This window comes from Brevundimonas sp. AVps7 (assembly GCF_058681545.1).
This window is the reverse complement of record NZ_CM178742.1, coordinates 2,881,590-2,896,600: the sequence shown is the minus strand read 5'-3', so window position 1 is coordinate 2,896,600 and position 15,011 is coordinate 2,881,590. Positions and strand designations below refer to the sequence as shown.

The following is a 15,011-nucleotide window of genomic DNA, read 5'->3' as shown; positions in this document are numbered from 1 at the left end:
AAGCCGTTTGAAGCCCTCCCTTCCCGGCGCCTCGGCGGGGCGGACCATCGCCCTGATCGTGCTGATCCTCGTCCTGATCACCGTCGGCGGCATCAGCGTCTCGTCGTGCAGTGTCACGGTCGAGAGCGGCTACATGGGCATCAAGACCACCAAGTTCGGTCCCAACCCGGGCGTCCAGCGCGACGAACTCGGCCCGGGCTTCCACTGGGAAGGCATCGGCGAGAAGATCCGCACCTACCAGACCCTCCAGCGCACCTATTCCTACACGCGCGAGGCCAATGCCGACGGCCGCGAGAACGAGGAGATCATGTTCTCCGACGTCCTCGGCCTGCCCATGACGGCCGACGTCGCGCTGACCTTCAAGGTTCGTGAGGACAAGGCCGCCGACCTCTATGCGACCTGGCGCCAGGAATTCGACGCCTTCATCGACGGCCCGCTGCGGACCTCGGTGCGCGCCGCCATCGCCCGCGAGACGGAAAAGCTTCCCGTCGCCTGCAATGCCGAGATGGGGGCTCCGGGCCGCGCGCCGATCGTCGCCGTCGCACCCGTCGAGGGCGCGCCTCTGCCGGTAGGGACCCAGGACGCCGAGGACTGCCCCGGACAACTCATCGGCCCAGGCCGTCAGATCGTGCTTCAGCGCGCCATGGAAGCGCTCCAGCGCGAGTGGACGCCGCAAGGCCTCGACATCATCCGCATGGAGTGGGTCGGTTCGATCCGCTACCCGGAGAGCGTGGTCGCCGCCATCCAGTCGCGCACCACGGCCGAACAGAACACCCGCGCCGCTCTCGAGCGCGTCAATCTCGAGCGCGCCAACGCCGAGGCCCGCATCGCCCAGGCGCGCGGTCAGGCCGAGGCCAACCGCCTGCTGGCCGAATCCATCCGCTCCAACCCGGAGGTGGTGCGTCTGCGCGAGGTCGAGCGCACGCTCGGCATCTGCCCCCTCAGCGCCGACACCTGCGTGGTTGGATCGGACGTCAACATCTCGGCCCTGATCGCCTCGCGGGATGGAGCGGCGGCGGCGCAATAGGGATGCGTCCGATTCCGACGCATGCGCATGTTAGCGGCTGACCATGTTCGACCGCGCCCCGCCTTCGATCCGGACTGGCCGGACTCGCCGGACTGTTTTTCCGGTCCGCAACCCGGACTCGCCGGACTCGGCGGACTGTTTTTTCGGGTCCGGATCGATCGTGGCCCGCCGCCGCGACTCCCGCTAAGGAACGGAGCATGAACACGCTCTCGATCGTCCTCGCCGTCGTTTCGCTGGCCCTCGCCGCCGGCTTCCTCTGGGCCTTCCTCGGCTGGCAGAAGGCGATGAACGCCCTGACTTCGGCGCAGGAAAAGGTCGCCCTGGTCGAGGAGAGCCGCACCACGATGGGCGATCTGCTGCGCGCCCAGGCGGCGCATTCCGCCCAGGTCATCGCCGACCAGATGGTCACCCGCGCTACCGAGACCTTCCAGGCCCAGGACCGCGTCGCCCGCGAGCGGATGGAGGCCCAGCTCAAGCCCGTCGCCGAGACCCTTGCCAAGTTCGAGACCCAGGTCGCGGCTCTGGAGAAGGCGCGAGCGGAGGAGACCGGCACGCTGAAGGAGCAACTCTCCGCCCTGATGATCGCCTCGACCGCCACGCGTGACGAGGCCAAGCGGCTGACCGAAGTCCTGCGCGGCAACACCGGCCGGCGCGGTCGCTGGGGCGAACAGACCTGCCGCAATGTGCTGGAGGCTGCCGGCATGGCGGGCCGGTTCGACTTCACCGAACAGTCGTCCAGCGCCAGCGACGAGGGTCGCCAGATGCGACCGGACTTCCTCGTCCGTCTGCCCGGCGGCGGCCTGTTCGTGATCGACGCCAAGGTCCCCCTGGCCTTCCCCGACGCCGCCGAACCCGACGACGAGGCGCGCGACGCCGCCATGTCCGCCCGCAACGCCGCCAGCATCAAGACCCACGTCCGCGACCTGTCGGCGAAAGCCTATCAGGACCAGTTCAAGCCCAGCCCCGACTTCGTCGCCCTGTTCGTGCCCTCGGACGCCTTCCTGTCGGCGGCCCTGGACCGTGAGCCGGAACTGATGACCGACGCGATGGCGAGGCGCGTCATCATCGTCACGCCTTCGACCCTGTTCGCCCTCTGCAAGGCTGTCGCCTACGGCTGGCGGGCGGAGGAGCAGTCCCGCAACGCCGACGAGGTCGCGAAGCTGGGCAAGGAGCTCTACAAACGCCTGTCAGTCATGGGCGGCCACGTCTTCGGCGTCGGCCGGGCGCTGGAACAGGCCGTCGGCAAGTACAACCAGTTCGTCGGGTCGCTGGAGAGCCAGGTCATGGTCTCGGCCAAACGGTTCGAGGACCTGCATGTCGACCATGAGGGTAAGGACCTGCCGGAGCTGTCCGCCATCGACCAGTCGCCCCGCGTCCTCAGCCGCCCGGAGCTTGTCCACGACAAGGCCGCCGGCGCCTGATTGACCGACGCCTCGACCTCTGACAAGGTCGCTTGACATCAGCCGCGCGGTCGATGTAAAACATCCTTGTCATATCGCCGAGGATGCGTGTCATGGCTCTGGAGGTTCGAGTGTCGGAACAACCGCTGAGGCGCTACGGGGCCGTCATGGGTGTCTGCGTCCTGGCGGGCATGGCCGCCGGCGCAGTGGCCGGCGTCGTCAGCGCGACGTCCGACGAGGCCAGCCTCGGCGGCGCGGCCCTGATCGCCGCGGCCGTGGCCCTGGCCATGGCCGCCGGCCTCTGGGCCTGTTTCCGGTGGTGGAGGGGGCTCGATGAGGCCGCGCAGGAAGCCCACAAATGGGCTTGGTGGTGGGGATCCACCGTCGGTCTCGCCTTCGCCAGCGTCATCCTGATGACCCTTCGCTACGGCGTGGGCGATCTCGGCGAGGCGCCGGTCAAGGACATCCTGATGTTGGGCGCGGTCCTCGTCGCGGGCTGCCAGACGGTCGGTTACGGCGTCGCCTGGGCCGCCTGGTGGCTGAAGCGGCGGTGATCCCATGAACAATCACCTCAGAACCCTGCGCGCCGACCGGGGGTGGAGCCAGGCCGATCTGGCCGCTGCCCTGGGGGTCTCGCGCCAGACCGTCAATGCGCTGGAGACGGGTCGCTACGACCCCTCCCTGCCGCTCGCCTTCAAGATTGCGCGGGTCTTCTCCCAGCCGATCGAATCCATCTTTTCAGACGAGGCTTGATCATGGCCATCCAGTACGAAACCCGTCCGACATCCCTGCTCGTCAAGGCCGCCATGTTCTCGGGCCTCGCGATCCTCGGCGGCGCGTCCGGATACCTCGCCGCCCAGTTCGCCGATCTGGAGGCGCAGGCCGTCACCTGGGACGACAGTCTCGCCTTCGCGGTCGCCTTCGGCCTCCTGACGATCGCGGCGCTCAGCGGCGTCACCATGCTGATCAAACCGTCCGCCGTTCTACCCGGATGCGGCCTGCTGCAGATCGTCGTCTTCGCCCTGGCCGGCCTGATGTTCCTCGTCCCGATGGTGGCTCCGGCCTCCCTCCCGCCCCTCTGGATCTTCGCCGGCATCGTCGCCGCCTTCGCCCTGCAGACCGTCGCCAACGTGATCGTGTGGCGCCGCGCCGACGAGATGATGCGGCGGCTCATGACGGACACCTCGACCATCGCCTTCTGGGGCCTGCAGAGCGCCTTCTTCCTCTATGCCTGCGCCGAACGTCTGGCCCTGATCGAGCCGATCAGCGCCTGGGGGATGTCGGGCATCCTGATGGTCGTCTATCTGATCTCTTCCATCGTCCCTTCCGTGCGCCGGGGTCTCACGTGAGCCCGGATCGCGCCTCCTCCCGGAACCGGAGATTCGACACCATGCCGCTCGTCAGCCGCCTGAAGAACTCCACCGCCTCGATGGGGCGGATCGCCGTCGGCGCGGCCCTTGGGGTCAGCCTCGCCGCCGCCCTGCTCGCCGGCGCGCCCAAGGCCTTCGCCCAGGACGCCGCGCACGTTCACGACCATGCCGCCATCGTCCAGGCGACCGGCGAGGGCCCGGCCCTGTGGTCCGTCTCCGACGCCGATTCGACCATCTATCTGTTCGGCACGGTCCATGTGCTGCGCCCCGACACCCCCTGGGGTTCGGCCAAGGTCGATGCCGCCTTTGACGCCAGCCAGAATGTCATCTTCGAGATTTCCAACCCCGACGATCAGGCCGCGTTGATGCCCCTGATCCAGCAGCACGGACTGTCGCCCCAGACGCCCCTGTCCAGCCTGCTGACGCCGGCGGAGCTCGCTGCTCTTGATACGGCCGCTCGCTCCATCGGTGGGAGCGCCGCACAGTTCGACCCCCTCCGTCCCTGGCTGGTCGCCCTGTCCCTGTCTGTCGCTCCTCTGGTGAAGGCCGGCTACGATCCCGCCTCGGGCGTCGAGCTGATCCTCAAACATCGCGCCGAGGAGGCCGGCAAGCCGGTCACCGGGCTTGAGACCATCGACCGGCAGGTCGAGATCCTGGCCGGCCTGTCCCAGGAGACGCAGCTCGCCTTCCTGCGGTCGACGCTGGAGGATTTCGACGAGGCCACGACCGAGCTCGACACCCTTGTCGACGCCTGGGCCGTCGGCGACGTCGAGACGATCAACCGCGTCGGCGTCATCGATATGCGCACCGCTTCGCAGGAGGTCTATGACGCGCTGCTCACCCGCCGCAACACCGTCTGGGCCGACGAGATCCAGACCATCCTGGCGGGGTCAGGCACGACGTTCATTGCCGTCGGCAGCGCCCACCTCGCCGGTGACGACAGCGTCCAGGAAATCCTTGAAGCGCGCGGCGTCGAGGTCACGCGCCGGTAGGCGCGTCGGCCTGTCGCACTGTCGGGAAACGGCTGGAGCGGGCGGCGGGAATCGAACCCGCACGAAAAGCTTGGGAAGCTTTCAGGCTACCACTACATCACGCCCGCGGAAGCTGCCGGCAACCTAACGCAAAGCGCCCGGCGCTCAAGTGCGGACCGCGCGGCGCCGGAATTATTCAGTCTTGTGACAATCGTTCCGGATAGGGAGCGCCTGTCGTCAATCTGATGCAAAGTATTCGCCGCGATGATTTGACGAATATCGATCAGGCATCGGATCAACTGTAATAATCCGACGATTTTCTGTCACTTCAACTTTGCAATGACCTCTTAAAGGCGGCGCTCGGGATCGCTGGAAACGTGTCGGAATGACGCGCGGCGTTCCGCACATTTCCAACCCGAGGGGAACTCGATGCTTCGTCTGACCAAGGTTCTGATGGCCGGTGCGGCCGTGATGGCGCTGGCCGCCTGCGGCTCCGCCGAAGTGGCGTCCCCCGGCGAGGGTGATTTCGGCGGCGGCACGGGCGGTGGCGGCACGGGTCCGACCCCGCTGCCCCCCGGCACCCCCGCTGCGGACTGCCCGGCTGGTCTGGCCAACGTCGGCGTCGTCGCCGGCGGCACCCTGCGCGCCTGCCAGCTGCCGGCCGACATCACCGGCAACCTGACCCTGTCGGTCCGCGCCGGCACCATCTACGCCATCTCGGGCCGCACCCAGGTCGGCCTCGACCGTGGCCTTGACCCGGCCTCGACCACCGGCGTCCAGGGCGTCCTGACGATCGACCCGGGCGTGAAGATCTTCGCCTCGGGCGGATCGGACTATCTGATCGTCAACCGCGGCTCGCAGATCTTCGCCGAAGGCACCGCCTCCAACCCGATCATCTTCACCAGCCGCCAGAACATCGAAGGCACCACCACCCTGACCTCGCAAGGTCAGTGGGGCGGTCTGGTCATCGCCGGCCGCGCGCCGCAGGCCAACTGCCAGCTGACTGCCCCGGTCACCTGCACCGGCCAGGTCGAAGGCACTTCGGCCTTCTACGGCGGCAACACCCCGACCGATAACTCCGGCCGTATCCGCTACGTCCAGATCAAGTTCTCGGGCTTCGAGATCTCGACCGGCAACGAACTGCAGGGCCTGACCATGGCCGGCGTCGGTTCGGGCACCACGGTTGAGTTCGTTCAGATCCACAACTCGTCGGACGACGGCATCGAAATCTTCGGCGGCAACGTCAACCTGCGCCGCGTCGTGATCACGGGCGCCGACGATGACGGCCTGGACACCGACACCGGCTGGCGCGGCGGCGCACAGTTCGGCATCGTGACCCAGCGCGCGCCGAACTCGACCAGCCGCTCGGCCGGCTTCGAATTCTCGGCCGCCCCGGCCGCGACGCCGCTGGCCTCGCGTTACGTGTCCCAGCCCAAGATCGCCAACTTCACCCTGGTCGGCCGCGTTTCGCCGATCGACGCCCACACCGTCGCCCACTTCGATACGGGCACGGACGCGACGATCATCAACTCGGTCTTCACCGCCGCCGCCGGTTCGCTGGCCGGCTGCCTGGACATCGCCGACGCCGACACGGCGACCAGCCAGCCGACGTTCAACGCGGTCTTCATGTCCTGCCCGGTCTCGTACCGCGCGGCCAACGTCGCCCGCTCGACCGCGACGTTCGCCCAGGCGCCGAGCGGTGGAAACACCGCCGCCGGCACCTCGACCCTGACGGCCCCGTCGGGCGCCGTGCTGACCAACCAGGTCCTGACCTTCATCAACGGCGCCAACGAAACCGCCGTGACGCCGGTCAACGCCCCGGCGGTCTATCCCTTCTTCACCGCCACCACCTACATCGGCGCCGTCCAGAACGCCGCCGACACCTGGTACCTCGGCTGGTCCTGCGGCCTGAACTCCACGGCCTGCTGATCACGGAAGCACGGCGGCGGTCCCGTGAGGGGTCGCCGCCGACCTTTCCGCTTTCCGTTTGAACCCCTTCGAGGCGCAGATCATGAAGACGCTTTCCCTGACCCTGACAGGGGTCCTCCTGGCCACCAGCGCGCTCATCGCGCCCGGGCTGGTTCATGCCCAGACGGCTCCGCTCGAGCCGACCCCCGCCGAGCAATCCGCGCCTCAGGACGAGAGCACTCAGGTCGATGAAATCGTCGTCCTGGGTCGCTACATCCCCGAGCCCAACCGCGAGAGCCCCGAGGTCGCGGCCTTCCTGACGTCGGAAGACCTGGAGCGCACTGGCGACGCCAGCGCCGCCGCCGCCCTGACCCGCGTCACCGGCCTGTCGATCGTCGAAGGCCGCTTCATCTACGTCCGCGGCCTGGGCGAGCGTTACTCCTCGGCCCTGCTCAACGGTTCGCCCCTGCCGTCGCCTGAACCGCTCCAGCGGGTGGTGCCCCTGGACCTGTTCCCCTCCAGCATTCTGGATGGCGTGACCGTTCAGAAAACCTATTCGGTCAACTATCCCGGCGAGTTCGGCGGCGGGGTCATCGATCTGCAGACGATCGACGCCCCGAACGAGCCCTTCTTCACCTTCGGCGCGTCGATGAGCGGCAACACCGAGACGACGGCCCAGGAAGGTCTGATCTACTTCGGTGGTCGCACCGACTTCCTCGGTTTCGACGACGATACCCGCGACATTCCGGGTCCGCTGGCCCTTGCCTTCAACTCGGGCCGCCAGATTCAGGCGGGGCCGAACTATACCAACGCCCAACTGCGGGCCATCGGCCAGTCGCTGGTCAACGCGCCGCTTCGTCTGCTGCAGATCGAGGAAATCCCGGTCAACGTCGGGCTGGAAGCCACCGGCGGCTTCTCCCACGAGACAGCGATCGGCACCCTGGGCGTGATCGTTTCGGCCGGTTACGACAACAGCTGGCGGACCCGTTCGGGCTTCCAGGAGGAAGGCCAGTTCTCGGGCTCCAACATCGTCGCCTCGACGAGCTACGCCTATGATTCGACCCAGAACGACGTCCAGCTGAACCTTCTCGGCGGCCTCTCGCTGTCGGGCCTGGACCACGAGGTCAAGTGGACCAACTTCTACGTCCGCAACACGACCAAGGAGGCCCGTTCGCGGGTCGGGCCGGACTTCGACGCCGGCGGTTCGATCCTGCGTGACGACTATACCGAATGGTTCGTGCGCCAGCTCTTCTCGACCCAGCTGGCCGGCGAGCACGCCTTCATGGATGGAGCGCTGAACCTGGACTGGCGCGCGGCCTACGCGACCACCTCGCGGGATGCGCCCTATGAGACCCGCTTCGGATACGGCCAGGATGCGGCGGGCGACTTCGTCCACGACCTCGAACGCAATCTGATCTCGTTCAGCGAGTTGAGCGATGACGTCTATTCGGGCGGCGCGGACCTCGCCTACACCATTCCCCTGTCCGACTATCGCGAACTGACGGTCAGCGGCGGTTTCGCCCTGTACGAAAACACGCGGGATTCGGTCCGGCGGGACCTGCGCTTCATCTCTCCGAACGGTCTGACTGTCGAGCAGACCGAGAGCCGCGTCGACTTCCTGTTCTCCGACTTCAACATCAACGACGTGACCCTCCAGCTCAACGAGATCACGGGCTCGAACGGCGCGGCGGCCTATGACGGGGAGCTCGTCGTCAACGCCGTCTACGGACAGGTCGATGCCGAGATCATTCCGCTGGTCAATCTGACTGTCGGGGTGCGGTTCGAGGACGCCGAACAGTCGGTGACCCCGCGCGACCTGTTTGGCGGTTCGGCCACCTTCGGCTCCACCCGTCTCGAGGAGCAGTACTATCTGCCCGCCGGCACCGTGACCTGGAACTTCGCCGAGGACATGCAACTGCGCTTCGGCGCGTCCCAGACTATCGGCCGTCCCCAGTTCCGCGAACTGGCGCCCCAGTCCTACACGGACCCGGAAAGCGACCGGACCTTCATCGGCAACCCGTACTTGGTCGATACCGAACTGCTGAACCTGGATGCCCGTTACGAGTGGTATTTCGCCCGCCAGCAGTTCGTCACGGCCGGGGTCTTCTACAAGAAGCTCGACAAGCCGGTCGAAGCCGTGATCGTCGATGTCGGCAACCAGCGCCAGCAGTCCTTCCTGAACGCGCCGGAGGCCACGATCATCGGGGCCGAGGTCGAGGCCAAGAAGTATTTCGAGTTCCCGGACAACAGCATGTCCTTCATCGCCAACAAGCGGTGGCTGGTGCAGGCCAACTACACCTTCTCGGACTCCGAAGTGTCGGTTGACCGGTCCGACACCGTGCTGACGCTGGGCGGCGCGGGTACGCCGGAACAGGCGGCCTTCTTCATCACCGACGGAAGCCGTCTTCAGGGACAGTCCGAACACGTCGCCAACCTGCAACTGGGCTGGGAAGACGACATGGCGCGGTCGCAGGCGACCTTCATCGTCAACTATGTGTCCGAGCGGATCACCGCCCGCGGGGCGGGTGTCGCCGGAAGCCGCGAGCCGGACTATATCCAGGAGCCGGGCGTCTTCCTCGACTTCGTCTATCGCAAGGACTTCGAGGCCATGGGCCGCGATGTGGGCTTCGCCCTCGAGGTCCGTAACCTGCTGGGCACCGACTTCGACGAGTATCAGGAGCTCGGGAACAAGGTTCGCATCAACAACTACGACCTGGGCTCCAGCGCCTCGGTCAGCCTGACCGCCCGCTTCTAGGCAGGCCTGCGATTTCAAAGACCGGGGCCGTCCACCGCGAGGTGGGCGGCCCTTTCCTGTTTCAGTCCGCGCGGTAGACCACCTCGCCATCGACGACGGTCAGGACCGCACGGCCCCCCGGAATGTCGGCCTCGGGGACGGTCATCAGGTCGATGTCGAAGGCGGTGAAGTCGGCGCGCTTGCCGACCTCGATCGTGCCCAGTTCGTCCTCTCGGAATGAGGCGAAGGCCGGCCAGAGGGTGAACATCTTGAGCGCCGTGGCGCGGTCGACGGCCTCGTTCGGGCGCCAGTCAGGCCCCTGGAAACCCTCCAGATCGCGACGGGCGACGGCGGCGTAGAATTCGATCAGGGGATCGCCGCGTTCGACCGGGGCGTCCGATCCGCCGACCACGATGACGCCGATATCGACCAGGCTGTGCCAGGCGTAGGCGCCGTCCAGACGGGCGTCGCCGAGGCGGGCCGGGGCGAAGTGGAAGTCGCCGATCGCGTGGCTGGGCTGCATGGAGGCGATGACGCCCATCCCGGCGAACATCATCTCATCGCGCGGCCGCAGGATCTGGGCGTGCTCGATGCGCCAGCGCGGATCCCGGATGGCGCGGTCGCCGGGCTGAACCTCGGACATGGCGTCGAGGTACCAGTTGAGCACCTCGGTATTGCCCCGGTCGCCGATGGCGTGGGTGGCGACCTGGATGCCGCTGCGCAGGGCGTTCTCATAGAGGGGGACCATCTCCTCGCGCGTGGTCTGCATCAGACCGGAGGTGTGGGGCGCGTCGGAGTAGGGAGCGTGGAGCGCCGCGCCGCGCGAGCCGAGGGCGCCGTCGACATAATACTTGATGGCCCGGGTGATGATCCGGCCGTCGGCGACGCTGCGCGGACCGGAGGCGACCAGGGCGGCCCCGCCGTCGGGGGTGACCGAGTTGTAGATGCGCAGCGGCGCCTCGCCGGCCTCGGCCATCTGTTCCAGCAGGGGGATGTCGGACCAGGGCGCGCTCATGAAGTGGACACCGGTCCAGCCGTAGCGCGCCTCGACCCGGAAGCCGGCGCGATAGGCGTTCCGCTTCGCCTCGGGATCGGCCTGGGGCATCAGGGGGGCGAGCAGGGACATGGCGGCGTCGACGATGAAGCCGGTCGGCCGTCCGTCGGGGCCCCTGGCGATCTCGCCGCCCGATGGCGCGACGGTCGAGGCGTCGATGTGGGCAGCGGCGAGGGCGGCCGAGGAGGCGGTGATGGCGTGACCGTCGGCGCGTTCCAGCAGGACGATGCGGCCGGGAGCGGCGGCGTCGAGGTCGGCGGCGGTCAGGAAGCGGGCCCCGTTCGCGCTCTCCGGCCAGCGGGTCTCGATCCAGCCGCGGCCGATGATGGGGCCGTCTGGATAGGCCTCAGCCCAGGCCGTCAGCCGCGCCATGGCGTCGACGACGGAGGTCGAGCCTTCGAGGTTGAGGGTCAGCTCGCGCCAGCCGATGCCGTCGAGGTGAGCGTGGCCGTCGGTGAAGCCGGGGAAGAGGGTCGCGCCATCGAGGTCGATGACGGTCAGGCCCTCGGTCGAGGGCGCGCCGTCGGCCGGACCGACGTATGCGATGCGGCCGGCGCGGGCGATGACAACCTCGGCGGTGGGGGAGGCTACATTGCCGGTGTGGATGGTCCCTCCCCGGATCAGGAGGTCCTGCGCCTGTGCCGGAAGAGCGAGGGCAGCGAAGGCGGCGGCGGTCAGGAAGGTTCGAAGCATGCGGTCACCGGACTGGCGGAAATCGGACCGGGAGTTGCGGGGATCGGCGCGCGAAGGTCAAGGCCGGGTGGAGCGGCGGTCGGCCCGGACTTCAAAACACCGTCCGAAGCGTTCGAAGCGTCCGGGAAGGCGTCCAGACTCCAGAAATTGGAGTCCACATAGTCCGTAGAGTCTACTCGGCCGGGGGAGGCGATGGCGATGTCAAAGACCGGGACCAGTGTCTCACGGTTTTCGGGAGCGGTTGGGATAAGGCCTCTGAATAGTCCCGGGCGTTGAAATCGCAGGCGGATTCGAGGGATGTGTTGATGGGTATGGGGTGCGCGTCCTTCTCCCCCTGCGGGAGAAGGTGGCAGCCGAAGGCTGACGGATGAGGGGTCACGCCGGCGGCTGGAGTGCGGGCCGACGGGGCTCACCGGGTAAGCGCTGCGTCACCCCTCACCCGCGCGCGCCAGAACGACGGCTGCGCCGCCGTGCGCGAGCGCCCTCTCCCGCAAGGGGAGAGGGAAGTTAATCAGCTTGCCGGAACGCCGACCACCCCGTCCACCGAGCCCGTCGTGACCGGATGGTACCCCGGTCGCGCCTGCGCATAGACGCGGGTCGCGATGGGGCGGCCCCAGTCGCCCTGGCCCCACAGGGAGGTGTAGAGCGGCAGGACGAATTTGCGGCGGCCCTGGGAGGTCAGGAACCGCTCCAGCGTCGGAACGGCCGGATGGTAGCGATGGGCGACGGCGATCTGGAGCCACTGGAACAGCACTTCGGCATTGCCTTCGGCGCGCAGGTTCAGGGTGGCTTCGAGGTCGGCCAGCTGGGCGTTGGTCAGCCACGGACGGGTCGCGGCGGCGCCTTCGGGACGCCAGGCGAGGAAATGCTGGCGCTCCTGCGTCGACCAGCCGCTCCACGGGATGGCCGAGGCCGGGCCCTTGTCGGCGAAGAAGGCGTCGGCGGCCGTGTCGACGGCGGTCAGGGCCGTGGAGACCGGGGCCTGGGCGTTCGACGGCAGGCCGGGCTGGTAGACCCAGTTGTCGAGCTGCAGCTCACGCTCCAGGGCCGAATCGTCGCGCACGAGGTTGGCGCGGATATCGACGAGGAAGCCGGCGGCGGTCATGGGCCGGAAGGCGTTGCGTTCGAAATAGCCCTTGAGCCAGGCGTCGAAGCGTTCGCGGCCGACGATCCGCTCGATGGTGCGCAGGAAGGCGGCCCCCTTCTCATAGGGGATGTCGTTCAGGCCGGCGTCGGGATCGCGGCCTTCCAGATCGACGTGCAGGCGGGTGTCGAGCGGATCCATATCGGCCAGCGACGACTGCAGGTCGTTCCAGCCGAGGACCTGGAGCATCATCGCGCGGTCGCGGCCGTAGACCGCCTCCATGATGCGGTTCTCGAAATAGGTGGTCGTGCCTTCGTTGAGCCAGATGTCGGCCCAGGTGGCGTTGGTGACGAGATTGCCGGACCAGCTATGCGCCAGTTCGTGGGCGACCAGCGAGACCAGCGACTTGTCGCCGGCGACCACGGTCGGGGTGGCGAAGGTCAGGCGCGGGTTCTCCATCCCGCCGAACGGGAAGGAGGGCGGCAGGATCAGCAGGTCATAGCGACCCCAGCGATAGGGGCCGTAGAGGGCCTCGGCCGCGTCGACCAGCTGGCGCATCTCGGAGAACTCGTTGCGCGCGGCCTCCAGACGGCTCGGCTCGGTCCAGACGCCGACGCCTTCGCCGACCGAGGCGAACGACAGGTCGCCGACCGCGAGGGCGATCAGATAGGGCGGGACCGGATTGGTCATGCGGAAGCGATAGGCGTGCATGCCGTCGGCGGCGCGTTCGCCGTCGGGGGTCAGCATCTCGGCCGACATGACGGCCTTGAGCGCCTCGGGCACGGTGATCCTGGCCGAATAGGTCTGGCGGATGCCGGGGCTGTCCTGGGTCGGGACCCAGGTGCGGGTCAGGATGGCCTGGCCCTGGGAGAACAGGAAGGGTTGCTGGCCGCCCGCCGTTTGCGCCGGGGTCAGCCACTGCAGGGCGGCGGCGTCCGGGCGGGTGGAGTAGGTCACCACGATCTTCTGCACCTTGCCGGCCTCGAAGGCAGGGACGGTGACAGTCAGGGACTGGCCCTTGATCGGGTCTTCGGCGCCCAGGGCGAACTCGAGCGGATTGCCCTTGTCGTCGGCGACGGAGCGGATCTCCAGGTTCTTGACGTCAAGGATGACCTGGGTCGCGCCGGGCTCGCCCGTCACGTCGAGCGCAGCCGTGCCGCTGAGAGTCTTCGCGGCGAAGTCGGCGACGAGGTCCAGATCGACGTGTTTGACCCGGGCGATCGCGGGCTGGGCGTAAGAGTGGATGTCGCGTTCGTAGATCACCGGGGCCGTGGCCGAGGCGGGCAGGGGCGGCATGTCGGACTTCGTGTCACCCTGTCCGCAGGCGGCGAGCAGGGCGAGGGTGGAGGCCATCACGGCGAGGCGGGCGCGGGACATCAAGGCTTACTCCGAAACGTTTCGGCGCGGAGGGAGCCCTGAAAGCGTGGCGAGATCAAGGGGCGTCGCGCCCCGTAGTCTATTGGGCGGCGACCGGGACCGGATTGCGGGCCACGAACAGCCTGCCGCGCTCGGCCAGCAGGACGAACCCGAGGGCGACGATCCCGCAGGTGGTGATGCCCAGGGTCATGGGGACGACGGTGCCGTTAAACGACTGGCCGATGCCGAAGCCGACCAGCGAGCCGATGATGGTCGAGATGAATCCCTGGGCCGAGGAGGCGGTGCCGGCGATATGGCCCATCGGCTCCATCGCCATGGCGCCGAAATTCCCGGCCAGCAGCCCGAAGCAGAACATGGTGCAGGCCTGCAGGATGCCGAAGGTCCAGATGGTCTCGTGGCCGCTGAGGGTGACCAGCAGGTGGATGGCGCCGAAGGTGATGAAGCCGAGCAGGGCCGTGTGGCCGATCATGCGCGAGCCCAGCTTCTCCACCAGTTTCGCGTTGATGACGGAGGCGATGGCGATGCCGCCGGCGATCAGGGCGAAGACGGTGGTGAACAGGGCCGGGGCCTCGAACACGTCGAAGAAAATCTGCTGCGACGAGTTGATGAAGGCGAACAGGGCGCCCGTGATCGCCGTCATGGCCAGGGTGTAGCCGATGGAGATGCGGTTAGTGAGCGCCTCCCTGAAGGCGAGGGCGATCCGCTTCGCCTCGATCGGCAGTCGGTCCCGGGGATGCAGGGTCTCGGGCAGACGAATGCCCGCCCAGATCATCAGGGCGACGCCGGCGAAGGCGAGGACGCCGAAGATCGCCTCCCACGGGGCGATCAGCAGGATCGCCTGGCCGAGCGAGGGGGCGATGACGGGGACGCCGAGGAAGACCAGGAAGCTGAGGCTCATGACCCGCGCCATGGTCCGGCCGGAGAAGCGATCGCGGACGATGGACACGGCCAGCACCCGGGTGGCGGCCGAGCCCAGCCCCTGGCCGACGCGGGCCAGGATCAGGGTCTCGAAGGTCGGGGCCAGCATGGCGACGATGCTGAAGGCGACATAGATGCCGACGCCGATCATCAGGATCGGCTTCCTGCCGAAGCGGTCAGCGAGCGGGCCATAGACGATCTGCATGGCGCCGAAGCCCAGCAGATAGGCAGTGATGACCCATTGGCGGCTGTTCTCGTTGGTGACGCCAAGAGCGTTTCCGATGTCGGGCAGGGCCGGCAGCATGGAGTCGATAGCCAGGGCGTTGAGCGCCATCATCAGGGCGATCATGCAGACGAACTCGGGGAAGCCGGGGCCTTTGGGCTTGGCGATGTCGTCTGTTGCTGAGGTCATTGCGCCCAGATGAGCCTTGCGGCGCGACGCCGCAACCGCGAGGCCTGTCACTTTTCGCAACTG

General features: G+C 67.7%; 11 protein-coding genes and 1 tRNA gene. 8 read left to right on the top strand and 4 right to left on the bottom strand.

What is annotated here, in order from left to right; translation table 11 throughout:
• Positions 1–7: 7 nt before the first annotated feature.
• The 6 genes from ACW17Y_RS14440 (at position 8) to ACW17Y_RS14415 (ending at position 4,789) form a co-directional block, all read left to right on the top strand.
• A complete protein-coding gene (locus ACW17Y_RS14440; protein WP_492036367.1) occupies positions 8–1,027 on the top strand; it encodes an SPFH domain-containing protein in 1,020 nt (339 codons plus the stop codon).
• A 197-nt stretch (positions 1,028–1,224) separates the two neighbouring features.
• A complete protein-coding gene (locus tag ACW17Y_RS14435) occupies positions 1,225–2,448 on the top strand; it encodes a DNA recombination protein RmuC (protein ID WP_492036366.1) in 1,224 nt (407 codons plus the stop codon).
• A gap of 92 nt (positions 2,449–2,540) precedes the next feature.
• Positions 2,541–2,981 carry a hypothetical protein gene (locus ACW17Y_RS14430; protein WP_492036365.1) on the top strand — a complete coding sequence of 147 codons (441 nt, stop codon included), beginning with the start codon at positions 2,541–2,543 and terminating at the stop codon, positions 2,979–2,981.
• A 4-nt stretch (positions 2,982–2,985) separates the two neighbouring features.
• Positions 2,986–3,180: a helix-turn-helix transcriptional regulator gene (locus tag ACW17Y_RS14425; protein WP_428150936.1), complete on the top strand. Its 195-nt coding sequence runs from the start codon at positions 2,986–2,988 to the stop codon at positions 3,178–3,180.
• Positions 3,177–3,776 carry a hypothetical protein gene (locus ACW17Y_RS14420; protein WP_492036364.1) on the top strand — a complete coding sequence of 200 codons (600 nt, stop codon included), beginning with the start codon at positions 3,177–3,179 and terminating at the stop codon, positions 3,774–3,776. Before ACW17Y_RS14425 ends, ACW17Y_RS14420 begins: the two co-directional genes overlap by 4 nt.
• Positions 3,777–3,817: 41 nt before the next feature.
• On the top strand, positions 3,818–4,789 hold the full coding sequence (locus tag ACW17Y_RS14415; RefSeq protein WP_492036363.1) for a TraB/GumN family protein: 972 nt from the start codon (positions 3,818–3,820) through the stop codon (positions 4,787–4,789).
• Positions 4,790–4,822: 33 nt separating this feature from the next.
• Here the strand turns inward: ACW17Y_RS14415 and ACW17Y_RS14410 are convergent.
• Positions 4,823–4,896, bottom strand: a tRNA-Gly gene (locus ACW17Y_RS14410).
• Positions 4,897–5,197: 301 nt separating this feature from the next.
• On the opposite strand from ACW17Y_RS14410, the gene ACW17Y_RS14405 reads away from it, so the two are divergent.
• On the top strand, positions 5,198–6,697 hold the full coding sequence (locus tag ACW17Y_RS14405) for a beta-helix domain-containing protein (protein WP_492036362.1): 1,500 nt from the start codon (positions 5,198–5,200) through the stop codon (positions 6,695–6,697).
• An 82-nt stretch (positions 6,698–6,779) separates the two neighbouring features.
• The gene (locus ACW17Y_RS14400) at positions 6,780–9,431 is read left to right on the top strand and encodes a TonB-dependent receptor domain-containing protein (RefSeq protein ID WP_492036361.1); all 2,652 of its coding nucleotides are present in this window, start codon (positions 6,780–6,782) and stop codon (positions 9,429–9,431) included.
• Between the two features lie 61 nt (positions 9,432–9,492).
• Here the strand turns inward: ACW17Y_RS14400 and ACW17Y_RS14395 are convergent, their stop codons facing one another.
• From ACW17Y_RS14395 to ACW17Y_RS14385, 3 genes are all read right to left on the bottom strand, one after another.
• Complete coding sequence (locus ACW17Y_RS14395) at positions 9,493–11,157, bottom strand: amidohydrolase (protein ID WP_492036360.1); 1,665 nt, start codon at positions 11,155–11,157, stop codon at positions 9,493–9,495.
• A 511-nt stretch (positions 11,158–11,668) separates the two neighbouring features.
• The gene (locus tag ACW17Y_RS14390; RefSeq protein WP_492036359.1) at positions 11,669–13,618 is read right to left on the bottom strand and encodes a M1 family metallopeptidase; all 1,950 of its coding nucleotides are present in this window, start codon (positions 13,616–13,618) and stop codon (positions 11,669–11,671) included.
• 79 nt (positions 13,619–13,697) lie between these two features.
• Positions 13,698–14,948, bottom strand: coding sequence for a multidrug effflux MFS transporter (locus tag ACW17Y_RS14385; protein ID WP_492036358.1), 1,251 nt, complete (start codon positions 14,946–14,948; stop codon positions 13,698–13,700).
• Positions 14,949–15,011: the final 63 nt, after the last annotated feature.

Coding starts and splice junctions, on each gene's coding strand:
- ACW17Y_RS14385 (WP_492036358.1), bottom strand. CDS start 14,948: ATGACCTCAGCAACAGACGACATCGCCAAGCCCAAAGGCCCCGGCTTC.
- ACW17Y_RS14390 (WP_492036359.1), bottom strand. CDS start 13,618: ATGTCCCGCGCCCGCCTCGCCGTGATGGCCTCCACCCTCGCCCTGCTC.
- ACW17Y_RS14415 (WP_492036363.1), top strand. CDS start 3,818: ATGCCGCTCGTCAGCCGCCTGAAGAACTCCACCGCCTCGATGGGGCGG.
- ACW17Y_RS14395 (WP_492036360.1), bottom strand. CDS start 11,157: ATGCTTCGAACCTTCCTGACCGCCGCCGCCTTCGCTGCCCTCGCTCTT.
- ACW17Y_RS14430 (WP_492036365.1), top strand. CDS start 2,541: ATGGCTCTGGAGGTTCGAGTGTCGGAACAACCGCTGAGGCGCTACGGG.
- ACW17Y_RS14405 (WP_492036362.1), top strand. CDS start 5,198: ATGCTTCGTCTGACCAAGGTTCTGATGGCCGGTGCGGCCGTGATGGCG.
- ACW17Y_RS14425 (WP_428150936.1), top strand. CDS start 2,986: ATGAACAATCACCTCAGAACCCTGCGCGCCGACCGGGGGTGGAGCCAG.
- ACW17Y_RS14400 (WP_492036361.1), top strand. CDS start 6,780: ATGAAGACGCTTTCCCTGACCCTGACAGGGGTCCTCCTGGCCACCAGC.
- ACW17Y_RS14435 (WP_492036366.1), top strand. CDS start 1,225: ATGAACACGCTCTCGATCGTCCTCGCCGTCGTTTCGCTGGCCCTCGCC.